The 16,995-nt window shown below is 64.8% G+C and carries 15 protein-coding genes; all 15 read left to right on the top strand.

Annotated elements, in window-relative coordinates:
* Positions 1-176 precede the first annotated feature (176 nt).
* On the top strand, positions 177-1,400 hold the full coding sequence (locus AC3WJR_RS11595; RefSeq protein WP_492725125.1) for an alpha/beta hydrolase: 1,224 nt from the start codon (positions 177-179) through the stop codon (positions 1,398-1,400).
* Positions 1,401-1,478: 78 nt separating this feature from the next.
* Positions 1,479-2,051 carry an ATP-dependent Clp protease proteolytic subunit gene (locus AC3WJR_RS11590; RefSeq protein ID WP_354281886.1) on the top strand — a complete coding sequence of 191 codons (573 nt, stop codon included), beginning with the start codon at positions 1,479-1,481 and terminating at the stop codon, positions 2,049-2,051.
* Between the two features lie 139 nt (positions 2,052-2,190).
* Entirely contained in the window at positions 2,191-2,976 is a 786-nt protein-coding gene (locus AC3WJR_RS11585) for a succinate dehydrogenase iron-sulfur subunit (RefSeq protein WP_354281888.1), read from the top strand.
* Between the two features lie 57 nt (positions 2,977-3,033).
* Positions 3,034-3,504, top strand: coding sequence for a PaaI family thioesterase (locus AC3WJR_RS11580; protein WP_492725122.1), 471 nt, complete (start codon positions 3,034-3,036; stop codon positions 3,502-3,504).
* Between the two features lie 7 nt (positions 3,505-3,511).
* Positions 3,512-4,621 carry a cell division protein ZapE gene (zapE, locus tag AC3WJR_RS11575; protein WP_492725120.1) on the top strand — a complete coding sequence of 370 codons (1,110 nt, stop codon included), beginning with the start codon at positions 3,512-3,514 and terminating at the stop codon, positions 4,619-4,621.
* A gap of 267 nt (positions 4,622-4,888) precedes the next feature.
* Complete coding sequence (mdh, locus tag AC3WJR_RS11570) at positions 4,889-5,851, top strand: malate dehydrogenase (RefSeq protein WP_492725118.1); 963 nt, start codon at positions 4,889-4,891, stop codon at positions 5,849-5,851.
* A 62-nt stretch (positions 5,852-5,913) separates the two neighbouring features.
* A complete protein-coding gene (sucD, locus tag AC3WJR_RS11565; protein WP_492725116.1) occupies positions 5,914-6,798 on the top strand; it encodes a succinate--CoA ligase subunit alpha in 885 nt (294 codons plus the stop codon).
* 104 nt (positions 6,799-6,902) lie between these two features.
* Positions 6,903-9,836 carry a 2-oxoglutarate dehydrogenase E1 component gene (locus AC3WJR_RS11560; protein WP_492725114.1) on the top strand — a complete coding sequence of 978 codons (2,934 nt, stop codon included), beginning with the start codon at positions 6,903-6,905 and terminating at the stop codon, positions 9,834-9,836.
* A 131-nt stretch (positions 9,837-9,967) separates the two neighbouring features.
* Positions 9,968-11,230: a 2-oxoglutarate dehydrogenase complex dihydrolipoyllysine-residue succinyltransferase gene (gene odhB, locus AC3WJR_RS11555; RefSeq protein WP_492725112.1), complete on the top strand. Its 1,263-nt coding sequence runs from the start codon at positions 9,968-9,970 to the stop codon at positions 11,228-11,230.
* A gap of 7 nt (positions 11,231-11,237) precedes the next feature.
* Positions 11,238-11,474 carry a DUF433 domain-containing protein gene (locus AC3WJR_RS11550; protein WP_131531017.1) on the top strand — a complete coding sequence of 79 codons (237 nt, stop codon included), beginning with the start codon at positions 11,238-11,240 and terminating at the stop codon, positions 11,472-11,474.
* A gap of 3 nt (positions 11,475-11,477) precedes the next feature.
* Complete coding sequence (locus AC3WJR_RS11545) at positions 11,478-11,846, top strand: DUF5615 family PIN-like protein (protein WP_354281899.1); 369 nt, start codon at positions 11,478-11,480, stop codon at positions 11,844-11,846.
* Positions 11,839-13,236: a dihydrolipoyl dehydrogenase gene (gene lpdA, locus AC3WJR_RS11540; RefSeq protein WP_492725109.1), complete on the top strand. Its 1,398-nt coding sequence runs from the start codon at positions 11,839-11,841 to the stop codon at positions 13,234-13,236. Before AC3WJR_RS11545 ends, lpdA begins: the two co-directional genes overlap by 8 nt.
* Positions 13,237-13,377: 141 nt before the next feature.
* Positions 13,378-13,644: a hypothetical protein gene (locus AC3WJR_RS11535; RefSeq protein WP_492725107.1), complete on the top strand. Its 267-nt coding sequence runs from the start codon at positions 13,378-13,380 to the stop codon at positions 13,642-13,644.
* A gap of 189 nt (positions 13,645-13,833) precedes the next feature.
* Positions 13,834-14,358 carry an SOS response-associated peptidase family protein gene (locus AC3WJR_RS11530; protein WP_492725105.1) on the top strand — a complete coding sequence of 175 codons (525 nt, stop codon included), beginning with the start codon at positions 13,834-13,836 and terminating at the stop codon, positions 14,356-14,358.
* Between the two features lie 168 nt (positions 14,359-14,526).
* The gene (locus AC3WJR_RS11525) at positions 14,527-16,956 is read left to right on the top strand and encodes a ligase-associated DNA damage response DEXH box helicase (RefSeq protein ID WP_492725103.1); all 2,430 of its coding nucleotides are present in this window, start codon (positions 14,527-14,529) and stop codon (positions 16,954-16,956) included.
* The last annotated feature ends 39 nt before the right edge of the window (positions 16,957-16,995 follow it).

Here is a 16,995-nt window from a genome sequence, read left to right as displayed (position 1 = left end):
ATGGGCCGATGGAACGATCGGAGGCCGGCAGGCTGCCGGTCGTCGCTGCGCCGAACAGCGCATGACCTTGCCGGCAAACGATTTCCCGATGGCGGACGATCAAGGAAGGTTTTCCACCGCGCCTTCAAATGGACTAGGACCCCCCGGAATGGCCGGGGCAAGGCGGGGGGTATGGAGTGCCGATCGAGCTTTATCGTAGCGACACACTGCTAGTCCGGCAGGTGGCGATCGAGGGATGTGACCGATGGGTCATCACGTTCGATCACCACAGTATCGGCGATGGGTTCGACCGCAAGGGTTTTGGCGAAAGCTTCCTGCAGGCAAACGGCATATCGGCGATCCACGTGCTCGGCCGTGGTAATGACTGGTATCAATATGACGACATCTTTGCGGCGGCCGCGGTCGTTCGCGCCGCGACCAGCGGTGCGGTGCGCCGGGTTGCCTATGGATCCAGCATGGGGGGATATGCCGCGGTTCGGCTGGCCGACGCAATCGGGGCCGATGCCGTGCTGGCGCTTTCGCCGCAATGGTCGATCGATCCGGCAATCGCGAGTTGGGACAATCGCTGGTCGCAGGACGCGCATCGCATCCGCTGGTTGAGCACGATGGCCGTACCACTGCGCCCCGCCCCGTCGAGCGTGCTGGTCTATGATCCGCACTTGCCGCTCGACCGCCGCCATGCGCTGCTGATCGCGGAGCAAACCGGATCGCACCTCTTACCGGTGGCGCATTGTTTGCACCCTGCCAGCACGTTCCTCGGCGAAGTGAGCCTGCTGCGCGGGTTGCTCGAGGACCTGCTCTATGACCGGTTCGACGCGCACGCGATGGCGACGGAGATCCGGGCGAGACGCGCGACCAGTTCGGTCTATCTGGGCACGCTGGCGGAACGGCAACCGGCGGTCCGTCCACGGACCGCGATCGCGCTTGCCCGCAAGGCGCGGATGGTGAAGCCTGATTCCGACCTCGGCATGCTCAGCCTCGCGCGCATCCTGACGCGGACCGGCCATCACGACGAAGCGCTGGCGATCCATCGCCAGATCGCCATCAAGGTGAATCGTCTGCCGATCTATCTCGTCCCGTTCGCCAATGCCCTGGTGGATGCGGGGGAAGGCGAGGAGGCGATCGCGGTGGCCGGGGAAGTGGTGGATGCCGAGCCCGACGTCGGCCATTTGCGGAACTGGTTTGCGACGATGCTGTGGCAGCGCGGGGAACGCGCAGCGGCCGTGGCGCACATGGCGCGGGCGGTCGCGCTCAATCCGACAGAACGACGCTATCGCCGAAAGCTTTTGCGATATCGCCTGGCACGGCACGCCTGGACGATCCTCGACATCATGACGTTGCAGGGAATCCGCCAGAGGGCGGCGGACCGGAAGCGCAAGGCCGCGCTGGCCGCATCGTGAACCCGGTATGATTGTACTGGACCATGGTTAATTATGATCGGGAGGAACCGTAGGCTTCGGATGCGGGTTTCGGCGGCCATGACCCAGACCTCAGATCCTACGCGCTATCCGCTGCTCGCCAATCCCCACATCCGCCTGTCGGGCACCGTGGACCAGTTGATGTACGAGAATTTCCGGGCGCAGCTCGGCAATTGCCCGTCCGAAGGCACGATCGTCATCGCACTGACGACGCTCGGGGGCGACCCCGAAGTCGCGCGGACGATGGCGGATGATATCCGGCTGCTCGAGGATCATGACGGGCGCGAGATCCTGTTTCTCGGCAAGGTCGCGGTTTATTCCGCGGGCGCGACTTTCATGTCGGCCTTCCCGGTCGCGCGCCGCTTTCTCACGCGCCATACCCGGCTGATGCTGCACGAGCGGCAGATCACCAAGCAGATCGATCTCAACGGCCCGCTGCGGATGGTCGTTGCATCGATCAAGGCGGCGCTGCACGAAGTCGAGCATTCGATCGAGATCGAGGAAGAGGGCTTCCAGGCGATCGTCCGCGACAGCCAGGTGACGTTTGAGGAACTGCGCGAGAAGGCGCCGTCCAACTGGTATATCGAGGCCGAGGAAGCGCGCGATCGTGGGCTCGTGCTCGACGTCATCTGATCGGATGATGCCGGCCCCCGCAATCGCAGTTGCAGCAATTCGATGCCGCAAGGGTTTGCGGGGCGGGCCTTGCTTGTGTACGGCTACCCGCACAACCCGGCGGTAACCCGCCCTCCTGGATGGAAAACGCGAGCAAGCGATGGCCGAATTCTTCCTCCCCGCCAACTCCAAGCCCAAGTCGGGTGGCAAGGTTCATAAAGCGGCACCTGAAGCGACACGAATCAAGAAATTCAAGATCTATCGGTACGATCCGGATGCGAACGCGAACCCGCATTACGACACGTTCGAGGTCGATCTCGACTCGTGCGGCCCGATGGTGCTCGATGCGCTGATCAAGATGAAGGGCGAGCAGGATTCGTCGCTCACCTTCCGTCGGTCGTGCCGCGAAGGCATTTGCGGATCGTGCTCGATGAACATCGACGGTCGCAACGGCCTCGCCTGCACGACCGCGATCGAGGACGTAAAGGGCGACATCCGCATCACGCCACTGCCGCACATGGAAGTGATCAAGGACCTCGTTCCGGATTTCACGCACTTCTACGCGCAATATTCGTCGATCAAGCCGTGGCTGCAGACGGTCACGCCGCCGCCTGCGGGCAAGGAACGGCTCCAGTCGCCCGCCGAGCGCGAGAAGCTCGACGGTCTGTACGAGTGCATCCTGTGCGCCTGCTGCTCGACCGCCTGCCCGAGCTACTGGTGGAACTCCGACAAGTTCCTCGGCCCGGCGATCCTGTTGCAAGCCTATCGCTGGCTCGCCGACAGCCGCGACGAGATGACCGGCGAGCGACTCGACGAGCTCGAGGATCCGTTCCGCCTGTATCGCTGCCACACGATCATGAACTGCGCGAACGTCTGCCCCAAGGGTCTCAACCCCGCCAAGGCGATCGCCGAGATCAAGCTGATGGAAGCCGAACGCGTCGTCTGACCATCGCCACCCCGCCCGGATTGTCCGGGCGGGGATGGAAACGAGGACCTGCCGCGTTTGACCGCACCCTTTACTTACGAAGACGATCCCGATCTGGCGGGATGGAAGCGGTGGCAGTTTCGCGATGCGTCTCGCTACAATGCCTTCCTCGAACCGTTGCAGGTGAGGGTTGAAGGCGAGATTGCCCGCGTGCGGATGAGCCCGCGCCACGAACATTCCAATATGCGCGGTGATGTCCACGGTGGCGCGCTGCTCGGCTTCATGGACGTCGCATTGTTCGCCGCGGCGCGCGGGTTCGGTGTGCTGTCGGCGGGTGGGGCGGTGACGCTCGACTTGTCGGCGCAATTCATCGGCGGCGGCGCGATCGGTATTCCGCTCGAAGCGCGGATCGAGCTGTTGCGCGAAACACGTAACATGCTCTTCCTGCGCGGGCTGATCGTCCAGGACGACAGGCCGACCATCGCCAGCTTCACGGGCACATTGCGCAAATCGACCCCGCCGCCCGATCGCGCCTCCGAACGAGTATAATTGCAGAATGACCAATGTCCTCGCGCGCTATGACGCGCTGATCGCCTCGGGGGAACTCAAGCCCGACCCCGAACAGGCCGCCGCGGCGCGCCGTCTTGCCGATCTTGCCACCGCACTCGAAGCGACGCCCAAGCGTGGATCGATGCTGTGGCGTGTGCTCGGCCGCAAGCCCAAGGCGCCGCGTGGCCTGTACGTCTGGGGCGGGGTGGGGCGCGGCAAGTCGATGCTGATGGACCTTTTCTTCGATGCGCTCGACATCCGGTGCAAGCGTCGCGTCCACTTCGCCGAATTTATGCTTGAGGTTCACCAGCGACTCGCGGTCGAGCGCGCCAAGGAATTGGGCGACCCGATCCCGCCGCTCGCCAAGGCGATCGCGGAAGAGGTGCGGCTGCTCGCGTTCGACGAGATGATGGTGACCAACAGCCCCGACGCGATGATCCTGTCGCGGCTGTTCACGTTGCTGCTGGAGGAGGGCGTGACGGTCGTCACCACCTCCAACCGCCCGCCCGCCGATCTCTACAAGAACGGGCTGAACCGCGAGCATTTCCTCCCCTTCATCGCGTTGATCGAAGCGCGGATGGACGTGATCACGCTCAACGGGCCGGTCGATTATCGCCGCGACCGGCTGGGGTCGATCGATACGTGGCTAGTCCCCAATGGCCCCGAGGCGACCAAATTGCTCTCGGGCGATTTCTTCCGCCTCACCGATTTCCCGGTCGAGGACCGCGCGCATGTCCCGTCCGAGGATCTGGTGGTGCAGGGGCGCAGCGTCCATGTCCCCAAGGCGCTCAAGGGCGTCGCGGTGTTCAGCTTCAAGCGGCTGTGTGAAGAGGCACGCGGGAGCGCGGACTATATCGCGATCGCGCGGCGCTATCATACGGTGATCTTGGTCGGCATTCCCAAGCTCGGGCCGGACAATCGCAACGAGGCGGCGCGGTTCGTCGCGCTGATCGACGCACTGTACGAACAGAAGGTCAAGCTGCTCGCGGCTGCGGATGCCGAGCCGCAGGACCTGTATGAAAGCGGGGATGGGCGGTTCGAGTTCGACCGGACGATCAGCCGGCTGGAAGAGATGCGGTCGGAAGGGTATCTTGCTGCGGGACATGGCGGGGACTGACGACGGCGGGTCGTAAGGAACTGTTTCCCCGCGAAGGCGGGGACCCGGGGTTTCCGGTGCCGCGCCCTGTAGCTCTAGGCTTCTGCCCGCGCAGGAGCGAGGCAAACCGTTATTGCACTTGCGAACCAGTTGCAATAAGAACTGAAAGTCTGTGTCTTACGGGTTGCCCAAATGCGAAAACCCGCCTAAGTCGACGCCCGGCAGAGCTCGCCCGATCGCTCCTGAGTTATTAACGCCCTGGGCGGGCCTAAGCGAAAAGGATCCCGGATGGCTCGCAAGAAGATCGCGCTGATCGGCGCCGGCAACATTGGCGGCACGCTCGCCCATCTCGCAGCGCTCAAGGGCCTCGGGGATGTCGTGTTGTTCGATGTCGTCGAAGGCGTTCCCCAGGGCAAGGCGCTCGACCTCAGCCAGTGCAGCCCCGTCGAAGGCTTCGACGCGACCATCACCGGCACCAACGATTACAAGGACATCGCAGGCGCGGACGTGATCATCGTCACCGCTGGCGTTGCGCGCAAGCCCGGCATGAGCCGCGATGACCTGCTCGGCATCAATCTGAAGGTCATGAAGGCCGTCGGCGAGGGCATCGCTGCCAACGCACCCGACGCGTTCGTCATCTGCATCACCAACCCGCTCGACGCGATGGTGTGGGCGCTGCGCGAATTCTCGGGCCTCCCGCACAACAAGGTCGTCGGCATGGCCGGCGTGCTCGATTCGGCACGCTTCAGCCACTTCCTCGCGGACGAGTTCAACGTCTCGGTCAAGGACGTCACCAGCTTCGTGCTCGGCGGCCATGGCGACACGATGGTCCCGGTCATTTCCTATTCGACCGTCTCGGGCATCCCGGTACCCGACCTCGTCGCGATGGGCCGTTCGACCCAGGAGAAGATCGACGCGATCATCAAGCGCACCCGCGGCGGCGGCGGCGAGATCGTTGCACTGCTCAAGACCGGCTCGGCTTATTATGCGCCTGCCACCAGCGGCATCGCGATGGCGGAAGCCTATCTGTACGACCAGAAGCGCGTCCTTCCGGCAGCAGCCCACCTGACCGGCCAATATGGCATCGACAATCTCTATGTCGGTGTCCCGGTCGTGATCGGTGCGGGCGGCGTCGAGGAAGTCATCGAGATCAAGCTCGACGACGAAGCGAAGCAGAACCTCAGCGTGTCGGTGGATGCGGTCAAGGAACTCCTCGTCGCGTGCAAGGCGATCGACGGGTCGCTCAACTGATATTCTCTGCGGGGCGCGCGACAGCGCGATCCCCGCATTCTCTTATTTAGGAAGAGTGCTGCATGAGCATCCTCGTCGACAAGAACACCAAGGTTATCACCCAGGGCATGACCGGCGAAACCGGCAGCTTCCACACCAAGGCGGCGCTGGAATACGGCACCAAGATGGTCGGCGGCGTCACGCCCGGCAAGGGCGGCACGACTCACCTCGACTTGCCGGTGTATGACACGGTGGCCGAGGCTGTCGCGATGACCGGTGCGACCGCATCCGTGATCTACGTTCCGCCCCCCTTCGCGGCGGACTCGATCCTTGAGGCGATCGACGCGCAGGTTCCGCTGATCGTCACGATCACCGAGGGCATTCCGGTGCTCGACATGGTTCGCGTTAAGCGCGCGCTGTCGGGTTCCAGGTCGCGCCTGATCGGCCCGAACTGCCCCGGCGTCCTGACCCCCGGCGAGTGCAAGATCGGCATCATGCCCGGCAGCATCTTCAAGCAGGGGTCGGTCGGCGTTGTCAGCCGTTCAGGCACGCTCACCTATGAGGCGGTGTTCCAGACATCGAACGCTGGTCTCGGTCAGACGACCGCGGTCGGCATCGGTGGCGATCCGGTCAATGGCACGAACTTCATCGACGTGCTCGAGCTGTTCCTCGCGGACGACGCGACCAAGTCGATCATCATGATCGGCGAGATCGGTGGCTCGGCCGAGGAAGAGGCTGCGCAGTTCCTGATCGACGAGGCCAAGCGTGGCCGCAAGAAGCCGATGGCCGGCTTCATCGCGGGCCGTACGGCACCTCCGGGTCGTCGCATGGGCCATGCCGGTGCGATCGTCTCGGGCGGCCAGGGCGGCGCGGAAGACAAGATTGCGGCGATGGAGCGCGCGGGTATTCGCGTTTCTGCTTCGCCGAGCGAACTGGGCACGACCTTGCTGGAAGTGCTCAAGGGTTAAAGGCACGTCGCCCCGGCCGGTTGGTCGGGGCCGCCGCGTCCGGTCGGACGCGGCGGTGTCCCACTACTAAAGACCCCAATGTTCCGGGGTGACGAGGACTCGCTATGGGCTACGAGAACCAGGACTTCGGCGATATCGCAGGCGGCGTCAGCCCCGCGTTCATCGAGACGCTCTACGCGCGTTTCCGCACCTCCCCAGACAGCGTCGAGCCGGCCTGGCGTGGCTTTTTCGAGGGCCTCGAAGGCACGTCCTCGGGCCCGAGCTGGCAGTCGGCGAAATGGCCGCTGTCGACCACCGACGATCTTACCGCCGCACTCGACCCGACGCAGATGGAGCCCGCGCCCAAGCCCGCCAAGGGCGGCGCGAAGCCTGCTCCGGCGGCGGCCCCCGCGGTCAGCCAGGATGACATCATTCGTGCGGCGGGCGATTCGATCCGCGCGATGCTGCTGATCCGCACGTACCGCGTGCGCGGCCATCTCGCCGCCAATCTCGATCCGCTGGGTCTCTCCAAGCGCGAGATGCCTGCCGATCTCAAGACCGAATATCACGGCTTCTCGGATGCCGACATCGACCGTCCGGTCTATCTCGGCGGGACGATGGGGCTGCAATGGGCGACCGTGCGCGAGCTCGTCGACACGCTGCGTGCCAATTATTGCGGCAATGTCGGCTTGGAATACATGCACATCGCCGACGTCGAGGAACGGCGCTTCCTGCAGGAGCGCATGGAAGGCAAGGACAAGGCGATCGAGTTCACCGACCTCGGGAAGAAAGCGATCCTCAACAAGGTGATCGAAGCCGAGCAGTGGGAACGCTTCTGCGGCAAGAAATATGTCGGCACCAAGCGCTTCGGGCTCGACGGTGGCGAGAGCATGATTCCCGCGCTCGAATCGGTCATCAAATATGGTGGCTCGCTCGGCGTGAAGGAGATCGTCTTCGGCATGGCGCATCGCGGGCGCCTCAACGTCCTCACCAACGTGATGGCCAAGCCGTTCCGCATCATCTTCCACGAATTCGGCGGTGGGTCGGACAATCCCGATGACGTCGCGGGTTCGGGCGACGTGAAATATCACCTCGGCACTTCGACCGACCGCGAATTCGACGGGATCAGCGTCCACATGTCGCTGGTTGCCAACCCGTCGCATCTCGAAGCCGAAGATCCGGTCGTGCTCGGCAAGACCCGCGCGATCCAGACGATCGCGAACGACCTGACCGAGCACAAGGCATCGCTCCCGGTGCTGATCCACGGCGACGCGGCGTTCGCGGGGCAGGGGATCGTGTGGGAGTGCCTCGGCTTTTCCGGCATCCGTGGCTACAATACCGGCGGCTGCGTCCACTTCATCATCAACAACCAGGTCGGCTTCACCACCAGCCCGCAGTTCGCGCGCTCGTCGCCGTACCCGTCGGACGTCGCCAAGGGCGTCCAGGCGCCGATCTTCCACGTCAACGGTGACGACCCCGAGGCCGTGACCTTCGCGACCAAGATGGCGATGGAATTCCGCCAGCAGTTCCACCGCGATATCGTGATCGACATGTGGTGCTACCGCCGCTTCGGTCACAACGAAGGCGACGAGCCGGGCTTCACCCAGCCGCTGATGTACAAGGAAATCAAGGACCACCCGCCGGTCAGCGAAATCTATGGCAAGAAGCTGATCGAGCAGAAGGTCATCGACGCCGCCTGGATCGACGAGAACATCAAGCAGTACACCACGCTGCTCGAAGGCGAGTTCGAGGCGGGCGCGAGCTACAAGCCCAACAAGGCGGACTGGTTCGCCGGGCGCTGGTCGGGGCTTCACGCCCCCGCCGATGCCGAGACCGCGCGCCGCAACGTCAATACGGGCATGGAGCAGAAGCTGTTCGACTCGCTCGGCCGCACGCTGACGACGATCCCCGAGGGCCTGGCGGTCCACAAGACGCTCAACCGCGTGCTCGATGCCAAGCGCGAGATGTTCAAGTCGGGGCGCAACTTCGACTGGGCGACCGGCGAGGCGCTGGCGTTCGGGTCGCTGTTGTCGGAGGGCTATGGCGTCCGTCTGTCGGGGCAGGATTCGGGCCGCGGGACGTTCTCGCAGCGCCACGCCGTCTGGGTCGACCAGACCGACGAGCACAAGTATCGCCCGCTCGAGACGATCCCGCACGGCCGCTTCGAGGTGCTCGACAGTCCCTTGAGCGAATATGGCGTGCTCGGCTTCGAGTATGGTTACGCGCTCGCGGACCCCAAGACGCTTGTCATGTGGGAAGCGCAGTTCGGCGACTTCATGAACGGTGCGCAGATCATGATCGATCAGTTCATCGCGAGCGGCGAAGCCAAGTGGCTCCGCGCCAACGGGCTCGTGATGCTGCTGCCGCACGGCTACGAAGGGCAGGGGCCGGAGCATAGCTCCGCGCGCATCGAGCGCTTCCTCCAGCTGTGTGCGCAGGACAATATGCAGGTCGCGAACTGCACGACGCCGGCCAACTATTTCCACCTGCTGCGCCGGCAGATGCACCGTTCGTTCCGCAAGCCGCTGATCGTCTTCACGCCAAAGTCGCTGTTGCGGCACAAGATGGCAGTGTCGCAGATCGACGACTTCCTCGGCGACAGCCACTTCAAGCGGTTGCTGAGCGATCCGTCCGCACCCGCGGACATCGAGGTCAAGCGGCTCGTGCTGTGCTCGGGCAAGGTCGCCTATGACCTGATCGAGGCACGCGACGCAGCGGGCGACACCAACACCGCGATCGTGCGGGTCGAGCAGCTCTATCCCTTCCCGGGCGAGCCGCTGGTCGAGCGCATGAAGCGGATGCCCAACCTCGAGACGGTGGTGTGGGCGCAGGAAGAGCCGAAGAACAACGGCGCGTGGAGCTTTGTCGAGCCGTTCATCGAGGAGGTTCTCACCGAGGTCGGCGGTCCGGTCACGCGCGCGCGCTATGCGGGTCGTGCGGCTTCGGCCTCGCCCGCGACGGGCTTGATGAAGCGGCACCAGACCGAGCAGGCGGCGCTCGTTGCCGATGCGCTCGGCCACAGCGTCCGCGAGGAAATCCGCCGCACGCGGAAGGTTTGATTTCATCCCCCCTGCTTCCCCGGCGCAAGCCGGGGGGCGTGGTGGGGCATTTGTAACTGCGCGCAGGGCTTGATCAGCAAGCGTTGCGCACCTGGGCCCCGGCCTTCGCCGGGGAAGAGAAAGAGGCTGATATGGCAACCGAAGTCACAGTACCGGTACTCGGCGAATCGATCACCGAGGCGACGCTCGGCGAATGGCTCAAGCAGCCCGGCGACAAGGTCGCCGCAGACGAGCCGATCGCCAGCCTCGAGACCGACAAGGTCTCGGTCGAGGTGCCGTCACCGGTCGCCGGGATCATGGGCGAACATGCGGTCAAGGTCGGCGAGACGGTCCAGGTCGGCGCGATGCTCGCGACGATCGATTCGGGCGATGGCGCAGCGGCTTCGGCCCCGGCACCCCAGCCTGCGGTCACCGCTTCGCCCGAGCCCGCAGGCGCACCGGCCGAGCAGTCGAACCCCGCCGCGACCGCCGGCCAACAGGCTCCGTCCTCGTCGAGCGATGGCCCTGCCGCGCTCAGCCCGTCGGTGCGCCGTGCGGTGCTCGAGCATGGTGTCGACCCCTCGACCGTCAAGGGCACCGGCAAGGATGGTCGCCTGACCAAGGACGACGTCGCCGCTGCCGCCGCTTCGACCCCCGCGCCTGCGCCAGCCGCTGCTGCGCCGCCGGTTGCGGCCTCGGTCGCCGCGTCGACGGGGCGCAAGGAAGAGCGCGTCCGCATGACGCGCCTGCGCCAGACGATCGCCAAGCGCCTCAAGGAAGCGCAGAACACCGCCGCGATGCTGACGACGTTCAACGACGTCGACATGACCGCGGTGATCGCGGCGCGCGCCAAGTACAAGGACCTGTTCGAGAAGAAGCACGGCGTCCGTCTGGGCTTCATGGGCTTCTTCGTGAAGGCCGCGACGATGGCGTTGCGCGACATCCCGTCGGTCAATGCATCGATCGAGGGCGATGACATCGTCTATCATGATTACGCCGATATCTCGGTCGCGGTGTCGTCGCCGGGTGGCCTCGTCGTTCCGGTGATCCGCGATGCCGACCAGATGTCGGTCGCGCAGATCGAGAAGACGATCGGCGACTTCGGCAAGCGCGCCAAGGACGGCGCGCTCAAGATGGACGAGATGAAGGGCGGCACGTTCACCATCTCGAACGGCGGCGTCTTCGGTTCGCTGATGTCGACCCCGATCATCAACCCGCCGCAGTCGGCAGTGCTCGGGCTCCACCGCATCGACGAGCGTCCGGTCGTAGTCGACGGGCAGATCGTGATCCGTCCGATGATGTATCTGGCCTTGAGCTACGATCACCGGTTGATCGATGGTCGCGAAGCGGTGACGTTCCTCGTCGCGCTCAAGAATGCTATCGAGGACCCGACGCGGATCTTGATCGACCTGTGAGGATGCGATGAACTGGCGCGACCATATCCATTCGAACCCCGACATTCTCGGCGGCAAGCCCGTCGTGCGGGGAACGCGGATATCGGTCGAGCTGATCCTCGAGTATCTCGCCGAAGGTGCGCCGGTCGGCGAGGTGCTCGATGGCTATCCTTCACTGAAGGAAGCCGATGTGCTGGCGGCGATCGCTTTCAGTCACGACCTGTTGGTCAAGCAGGCCTCGGCAGCGAGTCGAGAGGCTGCTTGAACGGTGCGGCTCCTGCTCGACGAGAATGCCCACCGCATCGTCGTGGAGCGGTTGCGGGATGCCGGGTTCGAACTGGAATGGATCAGCGACACGACCCCCGGCGCATCGGACCCGGAAATCCTCGCGCGACCGGATATCGATCAGGTCATCCTGATCACCAACGACAGCGATTTTGGCGACTTGATCTTCAACCACGGCCTGCCGGCCCCGAAGACCATTCTCTACACGCGGCTACCGCATCGTGCCGCCGAGCAAACCGCTGCCCGCCTGATTGCCTTGCTTGAAGCGGGCGTACCGGCGGGCCAGATGATTACTCTGACGAAGAACGGGGCACGGACGAAGCCGTTTCCCCCTGGAGCACACCATGGCTGACTATGATTTCGACGTTCTGATCATCGGTGCCGGACCCGGCGGCTACGTCGCGGCGATCCGCGCAGCGCAGCTCGGGCTGCGCACGGCGTGCGTCGAGAGCCGCGAGACGCTTGGCGGCACCTGCCTCAACGTCGGCTGCATTCCGTCCAAGGCGATGCTTCACGCGTCCGAATTCTACAACGACGCGAAGAATGGCATGATGGCCAAGCTTGGCATCAAGATGGACAACGTCTCGCTCGATCTCGAGACGATGCACGAGCAGCGTCGCGATGCGGTCAAGCAGCTGACCGCGGGCGTCGCCTTCCTGTTCAAGAAGAACAAGGTCGAATGGCTCAAGGGCCAGGCGAGCTTCACCGGCAAGGACAGCGTCGAAGTCGCGGGCCAGACCTACCGCGCCAAGAACATCGTGATCGCGACCGGCTCGTCGGTCACCCCGCTGCCGGGCGTGACGGTCGACCAGAAGGTCGTCGTCGATTCGACCGGCGCGCTCGAACTGGCCAAGGTGCCCGAGCATATGGTCGTCATCGGTGGCGGCGTGATCGGGCTCGAGCTCGGCTCGGTGTGGAAGCGGCTTGGCGCACGCGTCACCTGCGTCGAATATCTCGACCAGATCCTCCCCGGCTTCGATGGTGAGATCCGCAAGGAGTCGAACAAGATCTTCAAGAAGCAGGGGATCGAGTTCAAGCTGTCGACCAAGGTCACTGGCGTGACCGTCGAGGGCGAGAAGGCGACGATCACGGTCGAGCCCGCTGCGGGTGGCGTAGCCGAGACGATCGAGGCGGATACCGTGCTCGTGTCGATCGGGCGGCGTCCCAACACCGATGGCCTCAACCTCGAGGCCGCGGGTCTCTCGACCAACGCGCGCGGGCAGGTTGAGACCGATCACCGCTTCCAGACGTCGGTTCCCGGCATCTGGGCGATCGGCGATGTCGTCCCCGGCCCCATGCTCGCGCACAAGGCCGAGGACGAGGGTATTGCGGTTGCCGAGAACATCGGTGGCCTCACCGGGATCGTCAATCACGACGTCATCCCCTCGGTCGTCTACACCTGGCCCGAGATCGCGGGCGTCGGCCTGACCGAGGAAGCCGCGCGCGAGAAGGTCGCTGAGGTGAAGGTCGGCAAGTTCCCGATGGCCGCCAACAGCCGCGCCAAGACCAACCACGAGCCCGACGGCTTCGTGAAGGTGATCGCGGATGCCAAGACCGATCGTGTGCTCGGCGTGTGGGCGATCGCCAGCGTCGCTGGCACGATGATCGCGGAAGCGTGCACCGCAATGGAATTCGGCGCGACCAGCGAGGACATCGCCTACACCTGCCACGCGCATCCAACCCATGCCGAAGCGATGAAGGAAGCGTCGATGGCGGTTCGCGGCAAGGCGATCCACGTCTGATTGGTAACGGGATCGGCATGGGGCATCATCATTGCCCCATGCCGATCCGCTAGCGGAACGATCTCCGGGTCGGGCAGTTTTCCCGGACGTGCCGCGTATCTGGCACGGGTAACAGGGATCTACCGATGAAGAAGACGATGTTTGTGGCGCTGTCGGCTTGCACTGCCGCTCGCCGCCTGCGGTGGCAACGGCGACGGCAAGCTTGCCAAGCAAGTCGAGAAGGCTGGCGAGAACCGTGCCGACGCGATGGAGGCACAGGCGGAGAATCTGCAGGAAGCCGCCAAGGCCGAACGCGAGACCGCCGAAGACCGGGCCGATGCGATCCGCGCGGCGGACGTCAACGCACAAGCGATGACCCCGGAGCAGCGCGGCGAAGTGGTCGCGAACCAGGCTGCTGCCGTTCGCTGAGGACGGCACGCGGGTATCACTTCCCGCGCTCCGATTTATCTTGGCACCACCCCGACGAAGGTCGGGGCCCAATAGCGAGACCGCATGTGTCGGGTACCGCGCCAGATCACATTGGCCTTCGCAATTGGGCCCCGGTCTTCGCCGGGGAAGTATCTCGACCCTCGCCTGGGATATTGTAAGCTTCCTGCCATGTGCAACGAAGCAGCCCGCCGGATCGCGCTCGGCCTGATGCGTGACGACTTTAACGAACTGCGCATTCCGCTGCGCTTTCCCGAAGGTCTGCCCAATCTGGCCAGCATCGACAGTTTCAAGATCACTGACACGACGTTCATCATCCGGGCGGATCGCACCGAAGCCGACACGGACTTCGCCACTGAGGGCGTCATGCGTCGCTGGAGCTGGCCCGGGCCATCGGGCAAGCCCGTCTACAACTACCGTTCCGACGGTCGCGACTTCCGCAACAGTGCGGCACAAGGGCGCTGCCTGATCGCAGCGGACGCCTTTTACGAATTCACCGCCCCCGCCGACCCGCGGCAGAAGCGCAAGGACAAATGGTCCTTTAGCAAAACCGGCGAGGCGTGGTTCGGGATCGCCGGACTGTGGCGCGAACATCCTGCGGTGGGGGAGGCCTTCACGATGCTGATTTGCCCGCCCGGACCCGACATCGCGCCGTACCACGACCGGCAGATCGTCATTGTTGAGCGCCGAGACTGAGCAGGCTGGCTGTCGGGGGAAGTCCCTGCGGCGGACGTATGCGTCCCGCTACCCGCGGGCGCGCTGACGGTCGAAGCCGTGGTGCGGTAGCCGACGGGACACCGCATGACGTACGTGGATGGGGCGACCGTTAATTCGATCCTAGCCCCGCCGCACCGCACGTCCCATATGGCACAAGTGCCTCAACCCGCGCCGTCTCTCCCCGCTGTCCTGACCGACTGGTTCGCTGAAAAAGGCTGGGCACCGCGCCGGCACCAGCTGGACATGCTCGCCGTCGCAAGATCGGGCGCGCATGGGTTGCTCGTCGCTACCACCGGCGCGGGCAAGACGCTCGCCGGGTTTTTGCCCACGCTTGCCGAGCTGATCGAAAACCCCAGCGAAGGGCTCCACACGCTCTACGTCTCCCCGCTCAAGGCGCTCGCGGTCGATATTCAGCGCAACCTGCTCGCCCCCGTCGAGGAGATGGGGCTCGACATCCGAATCGAGACCCGCACCGGCGACACCCCCAGCGACCGCAAGGCGCGGCAGCGGATCCGCCCGCCGCAGATCCTGCTGACCACGCCCGAATCCCTCAGCCTGTTGCTCAGCTACCCCGATGCCGCGACGATGTTCGCCGGGTTGCGCACGATCGTGGTGGACGAAGTCCATGCCTTCGCGACGGGCAAGCGCGGCGACCTGTTGTCGCTCGGCATGGCGCGGCTTCAGACGATCTCGCCCGACCTACGTCGGGTCGCGCTGTCGGCGACGGTCGCGGACCCCGACGGCTACCGGGCGTGGCTCGCGCCCGATGGTGATATCGATACCGTCCAGTTGGTGAAGGGGGATCCCGGTGCCGCGCCCAATATCGCAATCCTGCTCCCCGAGGGCCGTATCCCGTGGTCGGGCCATTCGGGACGCTACGCTGCCGAACAGGTGATCGCCGAGATCGAGACGCACAAGACCACGATCGTCTTCTGCAACACCCGCGCGCTGGCCGAATTGATCTTCCAGGATCTGTGGAAGGCGAACGCCATGAACCTGCCGCTCGGCGTGCATCACGGCTCGCTGAGTATCGAGGCCCGCCGCAAGGTCGAAGGCGCGATGGCGGACGGCAAGTTGCGCGGACTGGTCGCGACCGCTAGCCTCGACCTGGGGGTCGACTGGGGCGACGTCGATTGCGTGATCCAGATGGGCGCGCCCAAGGGCTCGTCACGGTTGCTCCAGCGGATCGGGCGGTCGAACCACCGGCTCGACGAAGCCTCGGAAGCGATCGTCGTTCCGGGCAACCGCTTCGAATATCTCGAGGCGCGTGCAGCACTCGACGCGGTTGAAGCAGGCGAACTTGACGAGGAGGTGTTTCGCGCAGGCGCACTCGACGTGCTCGCGCAGCATGTAATGGCGTGTGCCTGCGCAGCCCCGTTCGATCAGGCCGTACTGCTCGATGAAGTTCGCTCCGCGCTCCCCTATTCCGCGTTGACCGCCGAGACGTTCGAACAGGTGCTGAGCTTCATCCGTGACGGGGGCTATGCGCTGCAGGCGTACGACAAGTTCAAGCGGCTGACGCAGGACGCCGACGGGATGTGGCGGATCACCCATCCGCGTTTCATTGCGCAGCATCGGCTCAACGCCGGGATCATCGTCGAGGCGACGATGCTCAGCGTTCGCTTCAAGAACGGGCGCACGCTCGGTCGAGTCGAGGAAGCGTTCGCGGCGACGATGAGCCCCGGCGACACCTTCTTCTTCGCGGGCATGAGCCTGGAGGTCGAACGGATCGACACCGAGGATCTCGTCGTCCGCGCGACCGCCCGCCCGGCCCGTATCCCGAGCTACGGCGGTTCGCGGATGCCCTTGTCGACCAACCTCGCGGACCGGGTGCGCGGCTTCCTTGCGGATTCATCCGAATGGGCGCGTTTCCCGGACGACGTGCGCGAATGGCTCGAGGCGCAGCAGGCGCGATCGACGATGCCACGCCCGGGCGAGTTGCTGGTCGAGACCTTCCCCCGTGAGGGGCGGCATTACATGGTCGCTTACAGTTTCGAGGGGTGGAACGCGCATCAGTCGCTCGGCATGTTGATCACGCGGCGGATGGAGACGCAGGGGTTGCGGCCGATCGGTTTCGTCTCGAACGACTATGCGCTCGCGTGCTTCGGGCTCGATCCGATCACCGATCCGAAAGCACTGTTCTCGCCCGATATCCTCGAAGGCGAATTTGTCGAATGGGTGCAGCAATCCGCGCTGCTCAAACGCGCGTTCCGCGAGGTCGCGGTGATCGGCGGGCTGGTCGAGCGGCAGATCCCGGGCAAGCGCAAGACCGGGCGGCAAGTGACCTTCTCGACCGATCTGATCTACGACGTGCTGCGCAAATACGAGCCCGCGCATATCCTGCTCCAGGCGGCATGGGCGGATGCGCGTGCGCGGATGACCGACGTTGGCCGCCTCGCCAACCTGCTCGACCGCGCGGCGGAGACGATGCTGCACGTCGATCTGCCGCGGATCTCGCCGCTCGCGGTGCCGGTGCTGACGCTGATCGGGCGCGAGAAAGTCGCGCAGGGCATGTCCGACGATGCCCTGCTCGAGGAAGCTGAAGTGCTGGCGGCCGAGGCGATGCGGATCGACTGATCGCGCTTGTGAAGGGGCCGGAACGAGCGTAGTTTGTGA

Source organism: Sphingomonas sp. FW306-05-A (assembly GCF_058782275.1).
This window is presented reverse-complemented; position numbering and strand designations above follow the sequence as displayed.

Coding starts and splice junctions, on each gene's coding strand:
- AC3WJR_RS11590 (WP_354281886.1), top strand. CDS start 1,479: ATGACCCAGACCTCAGATCCTACGCGCTATCCGCTGCTCGCCAATCCC.
- AC3WJR_RS11585 (WP_354281888.1), top strand. CDS start 2,191: ATGGCCGAATTCTTCCTCCCCGCCAACTCCAAGCCCAAGTCGGGTGGC.
- zapE (WP_492725120.1), top strand. CDS start 3,512: ATGACCAATGTCCTCGCGCGCTATGACGCGCTGATCGCCTCGGGGGAA.
- mdh (WP_492725118.1), top strand. CDS start 4,889: ATGGCTCGCAAGAAGATCGCGCTGATCGGCGCCGGCAACATTGGCGGC.
- sucD (WP_492725116.1), top strand. CDS start 5,914: ATGAGCATCCTCGTCGACAAGAACACCAAGGTTATCACCCAGGGCATG.
- AC3WJR_RS11560 (WP_492725114.1), top strand. CDS start 6,903: ATGGGCTACGAGAACCAGGACTTCGGCGATATCGCAGGCGGCGTCAGC.
- odhB (WP_492725112.1), top strand. CDS start 9,968: ATGGCAACCGAAGTCACAGTACCGGTACTCGGCGAATCGATCACCGAG.
- AC3WJR_RS11550 (WP_131531017.1), top strand. CDS start 11,238: ATGAACTGGCGCGACCATATCCATTCGAACCCCGACATTCTCGGCGGC.
- lpdA (WP_492725109.1), top strand. CDS start 11,839: ATGGCTGACTATGATTTCGACGTTCTGATCATCGGTGCCGGACCCGGC.
- AC3WJR_RS11530 (WP_492725105.1), top strand. CDS start 13,834: ATGTGCAACGAAGCAGCCCGCCGGATCGCGCTCGGCCTGATGCGTGAC.
- AC3WJR_RS11525 (WP_492725103.1), top strand. CDS start 14,527: ATGGCACAAGTGCCTCAACCCGCGCCGTCTCTCCCCGCTGTCCTGACC.